Source organism: Pseudoalteromonas rubra, from assembly GCF_000967655.1.
Classification (GTDB): Bacteria; Pseudomonadota; Gammaproteobacteria; order Enterobacterales; family Alteromonadaceae; genus Pseudoalteromonas; species Pseudoalteromonas rubra_A.
Map to the genome: position 1 here is coordinate 40,448 of NZ_JXYA01000010.1, position 16,517 is coordinate 56,964.

Consider the following 16,517-nt stretch of genomic DNA (forward strand, 5'->3'; position numbering starts at 1 on the left):
TGAACTTATATTGTTGCGTCGATGAGGCTAATCTACTAATGTATTTAAAAAGAAAAAAGCTGATAAATTCTTAGCAAAACCTCGAATATTACGAATGATAACGAACATAAATTATAATCACCTGTACTACTTCTGGCAGGTAAGCCGTCACGGCAGCATCGCCGCAGCGAGCAAAATACTACACCTGACACCACAGACCATCAGTGCGCAGATCACCAGTCTGGAGCAGCGCCTTGGTAAACCTTTGTTTTTAAGGGAAGGCAGAGGGCTCAGGCTAACGGAATACGGACAACTTACGCAGCAGTATGCCGATGATATGTTTGCCATTGCAGAGGAGTGGCTCGAAACCACTAAAGGCGACCTGGCCTCAATCAACCGTACCCTCAAGGTGGGTATTTCTGATGCCCTGCCAAAATCTCTGGTATCAAAATGGCTGGCTCCTTTGATAGATAACGAGCGCATCTCAAACCTGCACTGTATCGATGGCCAGCAAGCCGAGCTCCTGGCACAAATGGCAACCCATAAGCTGGATCTGGTATTAGCGGATAAACCTCTGGACAGTGATACCCCGTTTAAGCTTTTCTGTCACGAAATTGGCAAGAGCCAGATTGGCTTTTACGGCAACAAACAAGATCAGTCCCTGACCTGTGATAATTTCCCGGCGGCGCTGGCCGATACGCCCATCATACTGCCGGCCAAGAATAGTCCGGTGACCAGTGCCATTCAATATTGGCTCAATGAGCTCAAAATCGAGATCTCCGTTGCGGGTCACGTGGACGACAGCGCTTTGATGAAAGCGCTTGGGCAACAAGGGTTTGGCGTATTCCCTGCGCCTTTGTCTGTACGTGAGGAAATCGAGCGTCATTATGATGTGAACTTTATCGGAGCCATCGAAAACGTCTATCAGAATTATTACGCCTTCACCCCCGACAGGTTGATCAAGGACTCCATTTACTCGGAATTTGTGCAGCATGCTCGTAGCATAGATGACACAACAGGGAACCAATATGAGTAAACCCAGAATAACGATCCAGTATTGTGTTCTGTGCCAGTGGTTGCTGCGCAGTGGCTGGCTGGCGCAGGAGCTGCTGTCTACCTTTGCGGATGAATTAGCAGAAGTGGCGCTGGCACCTGCCAGTAAAGGGGTGTTTAAGATTTATTATAACGACACCCTGATCTGGTGCCGAGAGCGCGATGGTGGCTTCCCGGAAGCTAAGATATTGAAACGCCGGGTACGTGACCAACTAGACCCAGGGCGCTCCCTCGGCCACATTGACAATGGCCACTAGCCAACTGGCGCCTAGAGCTTAAAGCGTTCAATTAGCTGGGTCAGGCGCGCTGCAAACCCGCTCAGTGACTCACTGTCTTTGGCCATAAAGCCCATTTCCTGTGAGTTGCGGGCGGCTGTTTCCTGCACCTCTTTCATTAAGTCGGCAATACTTTCACTGTGCGATGCCTGGTGATTTGCCGCATCGAGCACCCGCTTACTTAACGCGGCAGCCTGCTCTATGGCTTCACTCACCTGGGCCATATTATTCGCTAACTCTTCGCTTTGCTCAGCACATTCCCGTACATCCTGTTCGCCATTCTGGATCAGGGTTGCCGTTGCATGAGTATCAGCTTGTAAAGCCGCAATCATCTTATTGATCTCCTGGGTGGCATTTTGGGTGCGAATTGCCAGTTGCCGAACCTCGTCAGCCACCACCGCAAAGCCACGACCTTGCTCACCCGCTCTGGCAGCCTCAATGGCCGCGTTTAGCGCCAACAGATTGGTCTGCTCCGCAATAGCCACAATGGTATCGAGTATTTTGCCAATCCGCTCACTGTGCGATCTGAGCCCTTCCATTGCCCCCACAGACTCCGCCATGGTGCCGCTCAGCGACATGATTTTCTGTTTATTTTGCATAACACTGTGCGCCGTTTCCTGGTTCAGCTGCTGCGCATGCTTCAGCCCGGACACACCATGTTGGGACTGCTCCGACACATCAACTGCACTACTGGCGATGGTGGATGCAATACGCAGGGCGTTGTCGGTGCGCTCTACCTGCCCCGTTGCCCGGCGAGTAAGAGTCTGACTGCGCTCCAGCGACGAGCCAGCCAGACTTTTTAGGTCGTGTACTTGTGTATCTATTTCTTCCAGCAGGCTGCTGAGGTTTTGCTTTACCTGATTAATGTTGTCTGTCAGCGTGCCAAACTCATCATCCTGGCGTTTAACAATTTGTCTCGAAAAATCACCACTGGCGATATGTCTGAGCATTTTGTTGACGGCTGCCAATGGGTTGAGCATGGCACGGCTGGTGGAAATGGCAATCCCAACCGCCAGAGCGGCAAATATCAGAACCAGCATCAGCGCGGCACTTTGCGCTCGTTCGATGAGCTGATCAGACTCTTGCTGATACAGGTCAAACTGGCTCTGAGCCTGATTTTGAATGGTGTCTATTTGCGTAAACAATGCCGCAAAAGCCTGCTCTGCACTTTGATAGCTCTGCATGGCCGTTTTCTGCCCAGCATGACGACGCGCCAAAGCTTGATACAAAGTGCCGGGCGTTTTAAGCTGACGCGTTATGTTAGCCCAGGCAGGTTCAAATTGCTGCAACAGGGGAGCCATTGGCAAGCCAGCCGACTGGCGCTTCAGGTAGGTTAGGTTGTCACTGATGTTATCGACAATAAAGCCCACATCTTCGCGGTGAGTGGCCAGTTTATCTGGTCCCACCTGCGCAAGAGATTGGACATTATTTTCCAACGTAAACAGTAGATCATCAATTCGGATCCCAGTCCCTGCTACCTCATCTCTCAGTCGATTATCTGGGGTTTCAATTAGCTCGATATCCAACATAGCTCCGCCAGCTGCATTTCTGTATTCGAAGAAGGCGTTGATCCCTTGTTGAATACTGGTAACGGCCTGAAACTGTTCGAGGCGTGCCGTAAACAAAGCCTCAGAATCTGCCCGTAACGATGTGCGGACCTGAGCGACTTGCTGGAGCGGCTGCATTAACCCCGGGTTCTCTGCTGCGCGATTCTCTAGTTCTGCCAGCAGCTGCTGAGCACGGGATTCTGCCTGATTAAACGCCTGCTGGATTTGTCGTACACTGGCTTCGTCGTCTGCACTGTATGCCTTAGAGATCCAATTGCTGATCCTGAGCTGTTGTTGCTGAAATTGCTCGGCGGCATGCAAGATTGGCTGGGCGGTGTCTGTCACTTTATGGTTCGCGCGTTGGATTTCCAACAGTGCCCAGTAAGCAAGGGCGCAGGCAATGACCAGCAACATGCCGATCCCACCAAAGCCCAGGGTAATTTTATGTTTAATGGAAAGCCGCAACGGCAACATGGCTATACCTTCCTTTGCTGCCGCCTAAACCCAACTCGACGACAGCACTAATTATTAGTGTTATTTGCTAATATGTATAACACAAAAATAGTCTAATTTAAGGTATTTAGAAACAAATTTGCAGATTTTCGGGGCAGAAAAGGGGCCGTTAACGGCACCCAGTTATTTATTGGCATCTTTGCGGATCTGCTCTAACAGCTCTTCATCCCCTATCATCCGCTGCATCAGGTTATACACCTGATTATCAACATCATTGTTGTAGAGCTTCAGAATATCATTCGCCAGTTGACGTTTAAGACCCGGATATTGCTCATCATTGGCTTGATAATATTGCGACATCAAACCTTCCGCCGCCGTTGCTCGCATATAGTCGTTGCTTTCCTTTTCTACAATATCCAGCAATGAACGCGCGATCCGCGCATCTACCACAGGCGTTTGCGCCACCACATCCAACGCCTGAACACGTAACTTATCCTCGTACTGACCGCGACTGATTTTTATAACAGCGTCTACCGTATCGTAACTCATGGTGTCCATTTGGGTGCGATTGAGTACATACATATTCATCTGCAACTGGCCCATAGCCGACAGACGGTCAATCACAGGTAAGCTCTCATTCAACACCGTTTGTTGTAACTGCCTGCTGAGTTTATCCGCATATTCCGGATCGGTTTTCAGGCGCATCTCATAGTCGTCGGGTAAGTCTTCATAAAACCCATAAACAGGGTTGCTTTCTCTGTGCGCGGCCCGTTCTTGTTGCTCTTTTTCTTCCAAAATTGCCAACACAGATTCTTCAAAGGACTGAGACGACATAGGCGTTGAATACGCGCGGTTTTCAAGCTCAAGTATGCGCTCCTGAAGATAGTGAATTTGTTCTGTTAACTGCTGAATTTCAGCCTGCTTTGGGCCACTTTCGCCCATTTGACTAACAGCATGAGAGCCATTTTGAGTCGACTGAAGCGCAGATGACTCAGCATAATCAGGCCCAGTGGCCAGCGCGGGTGGCTGGGCAATTTGACTGTAGATAGCGATACCCAGGGCACAGACCGAAAAAGTCAAAGATAATGTGGTTTTTATTTGTGACATAATTTTCCTCTCAACCCTGGCAATCTACACAAAAAGCATTGCTTTTGCATCGGGGTTCCTGTTAAAAGTTGTACCTTCAGCTTTGGTAATTAACAAGGACTATGGATGAAACCCCGCTGGAATACAGTCAAAATCAGCGTTTTTATCATCGCCTGTGCGATGCTCGACTTGCTGTTGACCCTACTCGGTGTTTGGTCTGTGGAAGGCGTAACCCGCGCCTGGGTGCTCAGCTTCGAAGCGATGACTCTGATTATCTTATTCATCAACAGCCTAATGATAAGACACTCCGTCAACCAGTATCAAGATGGACACCCAGGCCAGCGTCTTGCCAATCTGATGGTTTTTTCCATACTCCTTTGCCTGACAGGCGACGTGATTAATTTCAACCTGACACAGAGCTACTTTCAACATGGCGAGGTAGTGAAACATGACTACCTGGCAGACTCAGTGTGGTTTTTTATGCCCGGCTATGCCCTGATGTTTATCGCTTGCTGGCGCCTGCTGGACTATTCAGCTCACCAAACTCGCTATTTTGTTATTGCTATGCTGATCACAGCGGCGCTGGGGTTACTCAGCTATTTAAACATGCATATCCCCGACAGTGGTTGGTACGTCTCCCTGATGACTGGCATCTATGCCGTATTTATTGCACAAGCCGCACTGCTGGGCTTGTGCTTACTGGTCAATACAAGTCTGCCAGCGAGGTCCCGATACCTTATGGCAAGCGCAATGATACTAGCCACGGTTGCAGATGCGCTCATCGGGCAATTTTGGATCTTTGGCAATGAGGGCCTGGGCTACTACCCACAGATCAGAGCAATCAACTGGGTGTTTTACATTACCTCACAAGCCATCGTGATCCATTTACCCACAGGTGCCCTTAACCGGGATCACGGCTCGAGCCGCACCTGTGCCGCAGAGGCTGGTTTTGCAAAATAATAGCCCTGAATGTAGTCACATTTTTGTTCAAGCAGAAACGTCAGTTGCTGCTCTGTTTCGACCCCTTCTGCCACCACTTTCAAATGCATATTATGTGCAAGACTAATAATTGCCCGCACCACCATCTCACATTTTTCATCTTCCCCCAGTTTACGGATAAACTCCCGGTCAATTTTTAATGTGTTGATCGGCAGATGAACCAGATAACTAAACGACGAATAGCCCGTACCAAAATCGTCAATCGCCACGGCAATCCCCAGCCGCTGAAAAGCATTAAGAATTTCAATTGCCTGCTGCGGGTTTTGCATCATCATGCCCTCCGTCACCTCAACTTCTATGGCATCGGCTGGTAGTTGATACTTTTGCAACAGGTAAAACACCATTTCGGGCAACTCTTCCCGGCGTAATTGTTCCATTGACAGATTGACCGCAATACAAGGTGGGTTGGCATATTCCGCTCGCCATTTTTTGGCCTGCCGACACGCCTGCTCAACCACCCACTCCCCGACTTTATTGATCAAGCCCATTTCTTCCAGCTTAGGTATAAACACGCCAGGACCCAGGCTGCTACCATCAGCGGGAAACCAGCGCAACAGCGCTTCAACCTTATTAACCCGGTTATTATTGATGTCCCACTGCGGCTGATAAAACAGGGCAAACTCTTCTTGCTCTATAGCCACACGGAGTTTTTGCTCCAGCTCCAGCGATGCCAGCGCCTGCAAGTGCAGCTCTTCGGTGAAAAACTGAAAATTCTGCCCGCCCTGCTTTTTTGCCCGATACATCGCCAGCTCTACCGCTCTTAATACGCTTACGCTATCCTCACCAGCGCCCGGGAAGCGCGCGATGCCAATACTGGGCCCAATAAAAATCTCGTGACCGCGAATGAGATAAGCACCCGACAAATGGCTTAATAAATGTTCGGCAAGCGCCGCCTCATTCCTAACATGTTGCTCGATAAAGTTCTCGAGCAATATCACAAACTCATCGCCGCCTATGCGGGCAACAATGTCACCGTCGCTGACCGTTTTTACGATCCTGTGACCCACCTCCTGAAGTAAAATATCACCCACCTCATGACCGAACTGGTCGTTAACCTGCTTGAAGTGATCGAGGTCAAGGTGCAACAACGAAAACTCCCGATTATGCCTTAGGCTGCGCTTGATGGCTTGCTGCAAATGCTTCTCAAAGGTGCTGCGATTAACCAGGCCCGTTAAAGTATCAAACTGAGATAAGCGGTTCAGTTGCTCCTCGATACTGCGCTTCTGACTGATATCCTGAAAAGCAATGACGACGCCAAATAAAGTGTTATTTTCATAGATAGGGGTAGCTATAAACTCCGCCGGAAACATGCGTTTATCATTGTCTTTAAACAACCCATAAGAATCGCGATAGGTATAACCCTTTGCACAGTGCTCGAAGATCCTGCAGTTTTCCCAGCTGGCATTACCCGCATTCGACGTTGACAGACAAATGAACTCAGCCACATTTGCGCCAACTAAGGTGTTTTCGTTCAGGCCAAGAATTTTCTCGGTTGCGGGGTTGGTGTAAGTGATACACCCTTGGGTATCGACACCTAAAATGCCTTCACCAATAGATTTGAGCAAAAGCCGATTTTTGTTTTCAAGCTCCTGAATATCCTGAAAAGATTGTAACAACTTCGTTCTTTGCTGTTCCAATTCCAGAAAAACTTGCACCTTACTGTACAGCGTATGTGCGTTGATGGGTTTAAACAAATAATCGACAGCACCGACTTCATAGCCTTTAAATTCCAGCGCTTCGGTGTGATCTGCTGCGGTAATAAATATAATGGGTGTATGCTTGGTTTCGTCATTCATACGCAGCAACGAGGCTGTTTCAAAGCCATCAATACCGGGCATCATCACATCCAGTAAAATCACTGCATACTTGTGGCGCAAAACCAGTGATAACACTTCATGCCCCGACTCAGCAGAGTGGAAATTGGCGCGCATATCCCCGAGGATTTTTCTCACTACCCGGTGGTTTTCTGGCCTGTCATCAACGATCAAAATCGTCGGCTTGGTGCGGTCGTCTTCTTGCACCGCACTTTGCTTTATCGCTCCCATAAATCATCCTGGTTTGTTTCTGTCCAGCTCCTACAAGCTTAGTACAAAAATAGCAGCGCCTAGAGTAGATCATACAAATTATTATAAGCCTTTAGTCCTAGCTAAATGCCGGGCACTTTACGATAAAGCGTTGCTGCGTTATCCAGCAAATGCCATCGTGCACTGGTATCCAGATAATCAAGGTTCTCAAGCCGCCCCAGCCCCAAAAAGCCACTGTGATGCAGGCTTTGGTCAAATAAATCGATCACCCGCTTTTTTAAAGCATTATCAAAGTAAATCATCACATTACGGCAAAGTATCAGCTGCATCTCGCCAAATACTCCATCGCAAACCAAATTATGATTGGCAAACACTATGTTCCTGGCCAGCTCCATACGGACTTTACTGCTATGATATTGCGTTGAGAAATGCTCATGAAACGGGGTGCCCTGTGATATTGCCAGCTGGTTGTAATTCAACTCTCCCTGGCGCATCGTGTCTTCTGTAAAAATACCTGCTTTGGCTTTATCTAAAATACGGTCATTAAAGTCGGTTGCATAAATCTTAGCCCGGTCATATAAGCCATGTGCCTTTAACAGCATCGCAAGAGAATATACTTCTTCACCAGTGGCGCACCCGGCATGCCAAATTTTAAAGTAAGGAAAGGTCTTTAAAACCGGCAGCACATGCTGCTCCAGAGACTGAAAAAAGGCCGGATCACGAAAAAACTCGGTGACGCTAACCGACAGTTCCTGCAACAGTTTGTGCATGTATCCTTTTTCGTACAGTACTTTGGGGATCAGGTACGAAAAGTGCGGCAAATCTTCCATGAGCAAACAATTTTGCAAACGCCTGACCAGTGTACTGCGGGCATACTGAGAGAAATCATAGCCGCTGCGCTGATACAAAACATCCAGTAAAATGTCTACTTCCAGCGCCTGTTCAGCTGTGAGCTTGGTTTCACGGTCCGATAATGATGCCATGTCAATGGAGTCTGTCGCTTGCATTTTGCGTTTCGTATAACCAGATTTTCATCATAGAGATCAATACATTGATATCAACGGGTTTGGCAAGGTAGTCACTGGCTCCAGCCTCTAGACATTTTTGCTTATCTTCACTCATCGCCTTTGCAGTCAGGGCGATAATTGGCAGGTTTTGTGAAATGTCTGCTCGAATATGTTTCATTGCTTCAAACCCATCCATCACAGGCATCATGATGTCCATCAGCACCAGATCAAATTGCTCATTCTGCTGAAGCTTTTCAAGCGCCAGCTGACCGTTATCAGCCATAGTGACGGCAAGCCCTTGCTCCTTCAGCAACTTGGATAAAGCATAGGTATTGCGCAAATCATCATCAACCAAAAGCACATGAAAGCCAGACAGGTCAACGGGTTGACTACTCATATCGTCGTGCTTGGAAGCGACTACGCTAGGTGGTAAGCGCTGCTCCACTGAATGTAAAAAGAGCTCTACTTCATCCTGCAAGCGCACAGGCGCATGGTCAGTTTTCAGTACAATTTTGTCAGTGAAGCGCAGCAATTGGTGATATTCATCCCGGCTTAGCTCTTGCGCGGTATAAACAATGATCGGCGGTAACGCCAGGCTCGCCTCTGCGTCCATTCTTTCAAGCAATTCAAAGCCCGATATGTCCGGCAGATTCAAATCAACAATACAGCAGTCTATCTGATGTTGTTTCAGAAGCTGCATGGCTGCGGCGCCATCGTTGGCAATATGCAACACTAACCCCTTTTGCTGTAAAACCTGTTTAATCACTTTACAGGCATGGGTGTCATCTTCTACCAATAGTAAATGCTTAATGTGCTTTTGCAGCAAGACCTCAAACTTAGCAAAAACCTGCTCCATCTGCTCCAAAGACACGGGCTTAGTTAAAAAGTCGATAGCCCCTTTTTGTAGTGCTTTCGGGTCTTTGTTTTTGCCTGACACAATATGAACCGGGACCTGGCGTGTTTTAGGCTCCGACTTCAAGGTGTCCAGCAGAGTCATGCCGTCCATATCCGGCAGCCCAATATCCAGTATCACCGCACTTGGCTGCGCTTGCTGTATCATGTTTAATGCCTGCTCGGCCCGAGAGCACACAATCGGGTCAAACTGATGTTTGCGGGCAATATCAGATAAAATGCTGGCAAACTGGCTGTCATCCTCCACAATCAGAACCGTACTATTTTGCTCGGTAGCCAAGTCTGACGCCGCGTCTGTGGTGACCATTGCATTGCTAAGTGCTGCAACTGTTGACTGCTGCTCGGTCAGTAAAGCATCGTCATGCACTTTGACAAAGTCGCTTTGCTGAATCGCCTGGTTTGTTGTGTGTACGTCTGGTTGTGGCTCGTCCTGCTCCTCGTTTTCCGGCTGTTTGTCACGCGGAATATACAAAGCAAAGGCACTGCCTTTATCCAGCTCACTGGTCAGCTGAATTTCTCCGCCCAGCAAGTGGCTAAACTCTCGCGATATCGTCAACCCAAGGCCGGTCCCACCAAAAGCCCGACTGGTTGACCCGTCGGCTTGCTGGAAGGCTTCAAAAATCGCCTGTTGTTTGTCTTGCGCTATACCAATCCCTGTATCTTTCACCACAAAGCCTAAACAACTCTCCGCGCTCAGCGCCGAGTTGTTAAACTTAACGCTCCCGTCAACCGGCTCGATACATAATTCTACGTAGCCTTGATCCGTAAACTTAAAGGCATTCGAGAGTAAGTTGCGCAGAACTTGCTCCAACCTGAGTTCGTCTGTTTCTATATCTTGAGGTGCCAACGGGGAAATCGTGACTTTAAACTCAAGGCTCTTCTCTTGTGCGATCGGATCAAACTGTTTCTTCAGCCGCGCTACAAAGCCGTGTAAATTTACCCGATCTGAGATCAGCTTAAGTTTGCCAGCTTCAACTTTCGACAAGTCCAGAATTTCATTAATGAGCGTGAGTAAGGACTGGCCACCATTGTAAATGACCTCAATATCTTCAAGCTGATCTTCCGTTAAATTACCATCGGCGTTGCGAGCCAAAGACTGCGACAATAACAGCAAGCTATTCAGCGGTGTTCTTAGCTCGTGCGACATATTGGCCAAAAACTCTGACTTATATTTGCTCGAGACCGCTAATTGTTCTGCGCGATGTTGCAGCTCAATACGGGCGTTTTCAATTTCGACTTTTTGCTTTTGTAACGTATCTGTACGCTCAGTGAGCTGAGTATTGGTTTGAGTAAGCTGGCTTCTTTGCTCTCTTAACTCTTCCTCCGATCGTTTAAGCTCCTGCGTTTGCTGCTCCAGCTCTTCGTTGGCCGCTTTTAAATCCTGCTGCTGAGACTCAAGCTCCTCTGCCTGCTGTTGCGACTCATCCAGCAGCTCCTGCAACCTGCCCCGTGACAGCGCTGATGCAATGGCTTGAGCCAGTTTATCCGCACTTTGCTCGAGCCATTCTATGTCTATAGCTCTAAAAGGCTTGGTGTTTCCAAGTAACAATACCGCCAGAACAGATTCGCTTTGTAACCTGTCGACCAAAGGTACCGCGACGATATACTTAGCCACTGAGTGACCAAGCCCAGATTCAACCTCAAGTGGAATATGCTCAGCAGGTAAATCGGAAAAGCACATCAGCTTACCTTCTAACACTGCCTGACCTGCCAAACCTTCACCGGCACAAAACTCCGCACTGGCTGAGTTGCGATGTTTATAGGCATAGCTACTGACAAGGGCAAAACGGTCTCCTTGATGAGCATACAGAGCGCCGACCTCTGCCTGAATATGTTTGGTACAAAAATCCACCGAAACCTGATAGATCTCAGCAACGGTTCGAGCGCCAGCCAACAAGTCCGACAGCTCGGATAAGCCAGCCTTTAGCCAGCTCTGCGACTCGACCTCCAGTTTATTCTCTCTTAACTTTCTGGTCATTGAGTTAAGCGCTTGGCCAAGCTGATCCCGCTCCCCCTTCGGTTTAAAGTCTGCCTGATAGTCGCCGTTTTCGATTAGCTTGACATGATGTGTAATTGCCCTCAGTGTCTCTGTCATGCGTGACAGAGATTGTGAAAGCCTAACAATTTCAATACTGCCCTGAAGCTGAACATTGGTACTAAAGTCGCCATCCGCAACTTGCTCTGCCACCTCTATTGACTGGCTAACTGATTGGCCTATCTGCCTATTTATTAGATACGCGATGAACACGGTTATCATTGCAGCAAGTAGGAGTGCAATGGCAGAGAATAAAGATAACTCAGCTAAGCTCTGTTGGTTAGACATCAGGCTGTTATCGGCAAGCCGTTGCTGTGCTATCTCTATTTCAATCAACTGGTTTTTGAGTGCACGCGTTAGCGGGCCTAACTGCTCCTGCCAGATACTTTCTGCCTGATCCCAGTTGGCACTGCGCCTGAACTCAAACATGTCTCGTACCAGCCCCCAGTACTCGACACGTAAGCGCGTAATTTTCTGAAATTGCATCATTTGTTGCTCATCCAGCAATCCCTGTTGCTGCTGAACATTGAGCCAGGCATCTTCATGCCATGAGTGGTGTTCCTCAAAATCTCTGAAATAAGACTCCTGGTTGCTGAGTAAAAATGCCTTTGCAGCGCTCATTGCACTGGCAAAGCTGGCCCTAAAGTCAGCCAGGTGCTTAAGAAGTTGCTTGCGTTGCTCTCCGGCTGAGAGCTCTTCTTCGCGCTCTATCAAAAGCGTTACCGCATTTTGGATCCGCTCAGCTCTGGGCATTGCCTGATTAAAGAGAATCTGTAGCCCAGGAAAGTTTTCTTCGGTTTGCGCCACGGCTTCTATTTGCTGCTGAACAAGCCTGGCTTCGGCCAGCTTTGCTTCAAGCCTGACGACCTGATCCCGGCTCAAGGCTGATAAAGACAGACGTTTTATCTTAAAGAGAGACTCGTCTATGTTTTGCCATGCCTCACGCCGGCCTTGCAAGTGTTGCTGACCGCCCCCAGCCATCCAGGATTTCAGCTCGAGTTTAGAGTCCTCGAAGTTAGATCTCAGTGCCTGCATATGCTTAACACTGGCCAGCTCATTGGTACTAAACTGAGTGCTACTTTGCTCCAGCTCAGCTAACTGAAAAAGCGCCGCAATGACAATTGCAGCGGGGATCAAAAAAGCCAGTACAAACCCTGCGCTGATGCGCGTGCTTAACGTATTTAACTCCATTATTCCTTCACTCTGATAGAAAGCCTGTCCATTTATTCTGGAAATAATCACTCAGAGTATAGTCACGTCCCATCAATGTGGGTAAAAATTTGACTAAAAATCCACCTCCGCTGGCGATGTTGCAAATTCAGTTTTAAACCACTCAAATAAAGCCATGAACTCAGCTCTGAGCCAATGCTGCTCGGGTGCAACCAGGTAATACGAAAAGCCAGTTTGATAGGTTCTGCACCAAATAGCACCAACTCCGTTAAAACACAGGTGTTGGTTCAATCACTATGATTATGAAAGTGAATGGTTTGTGTAAATAGCGGGCCAGCATTACGCTGCGCACGCCAGCCAAAGCACGCACACACGCGCTCAATGATCCGGGTACCCAGCCCCTGACCATGGTGCACTTGCTTAGCACACACACGATTGGTGAAGGTCATTTCTTTATCGCTCAGCGTGACAGTAAGTGCTCCCTCACCATGTTGCAGCGCGCTTTTGGCCAGCTGCTCCAGGAGCAGCGTCAGCAGGCGCAACTGCACTGGTTGGTTGACCGGCTGAGCAGGTAAGTTCAACTCAATAACCAACCCCTGCCGCTGCCAAGTGTGTTGCCAGCTTGTCAGGCACTCCCGCAGATCAGCCACATTCAGACGCGCCTGATCGGCTCGGCACAATAACAAAATAGCCTCGCTCAGCGACCTAAGATCCTGACCCGATTGCTCCAGTTGCGCCAGCAGGGGGAGTGCATCCAACGGCAGCTCATCCAGCTGCTCAAAGCGGGCAAGCGTATTTTGGATTTGTGCCAGCGGGGTATTGAGCTCATGACTTAAAAAAGCGGAATACAAGCGCTCCTGCTGCTGCGTATAATGCTGCGCATACGCATCGGTCGCAGCCAGGATAGACTGAGAAGAAAACTCCCCAAACTCTGCGCCCGGCGAGTTTTCTGGCGCCCCTAAACTGGCTGTCAGGCGCTCGGACTCTCGCACAATACGCCGGTGAGCAGGCCACCAGCTCAGTGCACCGAGCACAAACAAAGCCAGGGTCAAGGCAATAAACACCGCCAGCAGGCTGGGGGAATCTTGCTGTGCAATACGATGCACAATATAAAGTGGCTCATAAGGTGCCTCGGCATAGCGCAAGATATACACGTAATCATCGCCCAGCATCAGCAACTGAGTAACTTCACGGGCTTGCTCGTCTGGCCCAAGCCCGTTGTGGTTAAAAACACGCCGATAGTCTGCGGGCAGATCTTGCCAGTTGCCCATCAGCTTAGTGCTATCCTGATAAGGTAAGCTCAACTGGCCCGAGAGCGCCACCTCAAGGTCCTGATAAAGGTAATAGTCTGATGTCCCATCCCAGGCGTAGTGATACACCTGGCTGGCCACCCAGATCCAGATCAGAGAAAACACCCCAAACAACAAAAATAGCCGCCTGGCTAAATACCCTCTGAGCGTTTTTTGTCTCATCAACTGGATTCTCGCAATGCCACGCCCTGCCCCTTAAGTGTTTGTATCACAGAGGGCTCATTATCGCGGCTCAGATTATGCCGAAGCCTGGTTAACAAAGACTTATACATGTTGTTGTTCACCTCACTGTCGGGCCAGATGTGGCGCAGGATCTGAGCCTTACTAACCGGCGTCGGTGCCTGCTCAGCCAACAGGGTAAGCAGCTGCCATTGCTGAGGGGATAACACGATAGTGCGGTTACCCCGTCTGACAATTTTTGCCGAAAAGTCCACATGCAGGCTACCCAGTTCAAACACCTGGTTGCACTTAGACACTTTACCCGCCAACAGCTTGACCCTTACGGCCAGCTCAGGCAGCGCAAAGGGCTTAGTGATATAATCCAGGGCACCGGCCGCAAACGCGGCAAGTTTATCGTCAAGATCCGTTGCCGCAGTACAAAACAATACAGGGGCGTCAAACCCGGCCAGCGATTGCTGCAGCAAACTCAGCGCGTTGCCATCGGGCAAGCTCATATCCAAAATAATCGCATCATACTTGTCAAAGCTGGCGGTTTGCGCCGCAATCTCTTTAGCACGACCCAAAGTTGCGGCATAATCGACTTCAATGCCCTCTGCATTGAGAAAGTCTATCGTCTGGGCGGCTAACACCGCGTCGTCTTCCACCAATAAGATCAGCATTTAACCTCTATACTGTTACCTTGTGGTTACCATGCTATTGATAGTGTATCGGCATCAACGAGGAGTCAACAATGCGAGCAACAAAGATGATCACCAGCAGTTTTCTGATAGCCGGTTTAGCCCTCAGTGGCTGTAACTCTGACAATCAAACCAGCAGCCAAAGTACCAATCCAACCACCCCGGCATCCAGTATGCAGCAGCCCAGTGCAGCGCAAAGTGCCACTTTGGTATTTACCCACGGCCGCATTTATACGGTAAACGCTGAGCAACCCTGGGCTCAAGCCGTGGTAGTTAAAGACAATAAGATTATTCTGGTCGGTAGCAATGAAGAAGCCCAGGACTATATTGGCGAAACAACCCAGCACATTAACCTGCAAGGTAAGATGATGCTGCCCGGGTTTCACGATGTACACATGCACCCGCTTGAATCTGCCTCCGAGGCCACCCAGTTTACCGTACCAGCCTTGGCTACTGCGGGAGAATACATAGACGAAGTGGCTTATGCTGCCAGCCAACACCCCACAGCCACCTGGCTAATTGGCTACGGCCATGAAATATCGACGCTGCTGGAGATGGCAGACTCACCACTGGCGGTGCTGGATGAGGCAGTACCAGACAGGCCAGTGATCATCATGGAGCAAACCTCTCATTCGATGTGGGTCAATAGCAAAGCACTCGCATTAGCGGGTTTGTCGGCCAACAGTATCGATCCGATCGGCGGTGTGCTGGGTCGCGATAAGCAAGGTAAGCTCAATGGCATTTTGTACGACAATGCCGGAAATCAGGTGATGGAACTGGCGATGCAGTCTCTGCCCGACGCCGCTCAGAGCGATTACCTTGGCCTGATTGAATATACTATGCCCGAGTTGAACAAAGCCGGGATCACCTCCATCAGTGACGCCCGTACTTACTGGCAACGAGGCCACCTGGAAACCTGGCAACGGGTTGCAAATGAAGACAAACTGACATTGCGAGTTAGTCTGGGTCTGTGGGCTTATCCCCACATGAACGACAACACCCAGCTGGCTAAGCTCAAGTCTCTGTATCAAAACAACCCTGCCGAGCTATTACAGGTGAACCAGGTCAAGTTTTATATGGATGGTATTTTGGTCAATACCACTGCTGCGATGCATGAACCCTACCTGGAAAACTGGTTGGAGCTGGATGGCAACCGCGGGCTGAATTACTTTACCCAGGCACGGCTCGAGAAGTACCTTAAGGCGCTGGAACCAACAGGCTTTGACTTTAATATCCATGGCATTGGCGACCGCGGTATTCACGAAGCCCTGAATGCCATTGAAAATGCCTCCAATGGCCAGGCCCGTCACCGTATCACCCATCTGGAGGTTGTTGACCCGTTCGATCTGCCACGCTTTGCCAAACTGGGGGTTATTGCCGACGCTCAGGTCGCCGGAGACTTCACCGCTCCGAGCCACTGGCCGGAAACCATTCCCCTGATTGGTAGTGAACGTGCCCAAGATCTGGTCCCTATTCGCAGCCTGACGGATAACAAGGCCACGCTCACGCTCTCAAGTGACTGGAATGTCAGCCCGTTTAATCCGTTTATCGGATTAAGTAACGCAGTGTCGCGGCAACCACAGGCTATTTCGCTGGCACAAGCCATTGAGGCCTATACCCTTAACAGCGCCTATGCGATGCGCCAGGAGCAGCGCGTTGGCAGTATTGAAGTGGGTAAACTGGCGGATCTGGTAGTGATTGACCGCGACTTATTTGAAGCCAGTGCCAGTGAGATCCGAGGCGCCCAAGTGGTGATGACACTGCTTGATGGCGAGGTTGTTTACCAGCGTTAAACCAGGCAGGGGCCGGC

At 49.4% G+C, this 16,517-nt stretch carries 11 protein-coding genes; 4 read left to right on the forward strand and 7 right to left on the reverse strand.

Going from position 1 to position 16,517, the window contains the following annotated elements:
- Positions 1-94 precede the first annotated feature (94 nt).
- Positions 95-1,015: a transcriptional activator NhaR gene (gene nhaR / locus TW77_RS05685; protein WP_046004001.1), complete on the forward strand. Its 921-nt coding sequence runs from the start codon at positions 95-97 to the stop codon at positions 1,013-1,015.
- Entirely contained in the window at positions 1,008-1,289 is a 282-nt protein-coding gene (locus TW77_RS05690; protein ID WP_046004002.1) for a SelT/SelW/SelH family protein, read from the forward strand. Before nhaR ends, TW77_RS05690 begins: the two co-directional genes overlap by 8 nt.
- Positions 1,290-1,300: 11 nt before the next feature.
- Here the strand turns inward: TW77_RS05690 and TW77_RS05695 are convergent, their stop codons facing one another.
- A complete protein-coding gene (locus TW77_RS05695; protein ID WP_046004003.1) occupies positions 1,301-3,328 on the reverse strand; it encodes a methyl-accepting chemotaxis protein in 2,028 nt (675 codons plus the stop codon).
- A 162-nt stretch (positions 3,329-3,490) separates the two neighbouring features.
- Complete coding sequence (locus TW77_RS05700; protein ID WP_046004004.1) at positions 3,491-4,414, reverse strand: hypothetical protein; 924 nt, start codon at positions 4,412-4,414, stop codon at positions 3,491-3,493.
- Between the two features lie 105 nt (positions 4,415-4,519).
- On the opposite strand from TW77_RS05700, the gene TW77_RS05705 reads away from it, so the two are divergent.
- Positions 4,520-5,353 (forward strand): hypothetical protein, encoded by an 834-nt coding sequence (locus tag TW77_RS05705; RefSeq protein WP_052713051.1) that lies wholly within the window; start codon positions 4,520-4,522, stop codon positions 5,351-5,353.
- On the opposite strand, the gene TW77_RS05710 is transcribed toward TW77_RS05705, so the two are convergent.
- The 5 genes from TW77_RS05710 to TW77_RS05730 all read right to left on the reverse strand — a co-directional run bounded on the left by TW77_RS05710 (position 5,305) and on the right by TW77_RS05730 (position 14,689).
- A complete protein-coding gene (locus tag TW77_RS05710; RefSeq protein ID WP_046004005.1) occupies positions 5,305-7,437 on the reverse strand; it encodes an EAL domain-containing protein in 2,133 nt (710 codons plus the stop codon). The genes TW77_RS05705 and TW77_RS05710 overlap by 49 nt on opposite strands.
- Before the next feature lie 101 nt (positions 7,438-7,538).
- Complete coding sequence (locus TW77_RS05715; protein WP_052713052.1) at positions 7,539-8,423, reverse strand: CheR family methyltransferase; 885 nt, start codon at positions 8,421-8,423, stop codon at positions 7,539-7,541.
- The gene (locus TW77_RS05720; protein WP_052713053.1) at positions 8,401-12,561 is read right to left on the reverse strand and encodes a response regulator; all 4,161 of its coding nucleotides are present in this window, start codon (positions 12,559-12,561) and stop codon (positions 8,401-8,403) included. The genes TW77_RS05715 and TW77_RS05720 overlap by 23 nt, the downstream gene beginning before the upstream one ends.
- Positions 12,562-12,827: 266 nt before the next feature.
- A complete protein-coding gene (locus TW77_RS05725) occupies positions 12,828-14,012 on the reverse strand; it encodes a sensor histidine kinase (RefSeq protein ID WP_046004006.1) in 1,185 nt (394 codons plus the stop codon).
- A complete protein-coding gene (locus tag TW77_RS05730) occupies positions 14,012-14,689 on the reverse strand; it encodes a response regulator transcription factor (protein ID WP_046004007.1) in 678 nt (225 codons plus the stop codon). The genes TW77_RS05725 and TW77_RS05730 overlap by 1 nt, the downstream gene beginning before the upstream one ends.
- 71 nt (positions 14,690-14,760) lie before the next feature.
- On the opposite strand from TW77_RS05730, the gene TW77_RS05735 reads away from it, so the two are divergent.
- A complete protein-coding gene (locus tag TW77_RS05735; RefSeq protein WP_046004008.1) occupies positions 14,761-16,500 on the forward strand; it encodes an amidohydrolase in 1,740 nt (579 codons plus the stop codon).
- The last annotated feature ends 17 nt before the right edge of the window (positions 16,501-16,517 follow it).

What these genes read in the sequence shown, in the direction of transcription:
- nhaR (WP_046004001.1), top strand. Translation starts at nt 95, where the DNA reads ATGATAACGAACATAAATTATAATCACCTGTACTACTTCTGGCAGGTA.
- TW77_RS05690 (WP_046004002.1), top strand. Translation starts at nt 1,008, where the DNA reads ATGAGTAAACCCAGAATAACGATCCAGTATTGTGTTCTGTGCCAGTGG.
- TW77_RS05695 (WP_046004003.1), bottom strand. Translation starts at nt 3,328, where the DNA reads ATGTTGCCGTTGCGGCTTTCCATTAAACATAAAATTACCCTGGGCTTT.
- TW77_RS05700 (WP_046004004.1), bottom strand. Translation starts at nt 4,414, where the DNA reads ATGTCACAAATAAAAACCACATTATCTTTGACTTTTTCGGTCTGTGCC.
- TW77_RS05705 (WP_052713051.1), top strand. Translation starts at nt 4,520, where the DNA reads ATGAAACCCCGCTGGAATACAGTCAAAATCAGCGTTTTTATCATCGCC.
- TW77_RS05710 (WP_046004005.1), bottom strand. Translation starts at nt 7,437, where the DNA reads ATGGGAGCGATAAAGCAAAGTGCGGTGCAAGAAGACGACCGCACCAAG.
- TW77_RS05715 (WP_052713052.1), bottom strand. Translation starts at nt 8,423, where the DNA reads ATGCAAGCGACAGACTCCATTGACATGGCATCATTATCGGACCGTGAA.
- TW77_RS05720 (WP_052713053.1), bottom strand. Translation starts at nt 12,561, where the DNA reads ATGGAGTTAAATACGTTAAGCACGCGCATCAGCGCAGGGTTTGTACTG.
- TW77_RS05725 (WP_046004006.1), bottom strand. Translation starts at nt 14,012, where the DNA reads ATGAGACAAAAAACGCTCAGAGGGTATTTAGCCAGGCGGCTATTTTTG.
- TW77_RS05730 (WP_046004007.1), bottom strand. Translation starts at nt 14,689, where the DNA reads ATGCTGATCTTATTGGTGGAAGACGACGCGGTGTTAGCCGCCCAGACG.
- TW77_RS05735 (WP_046004008.1), top strand. Translation starts at nt 14,761, where the DNA reads ATGCGAGCAACAAAGATGATCACCAGCAGTTTTCTGATAGCCGGTTTA.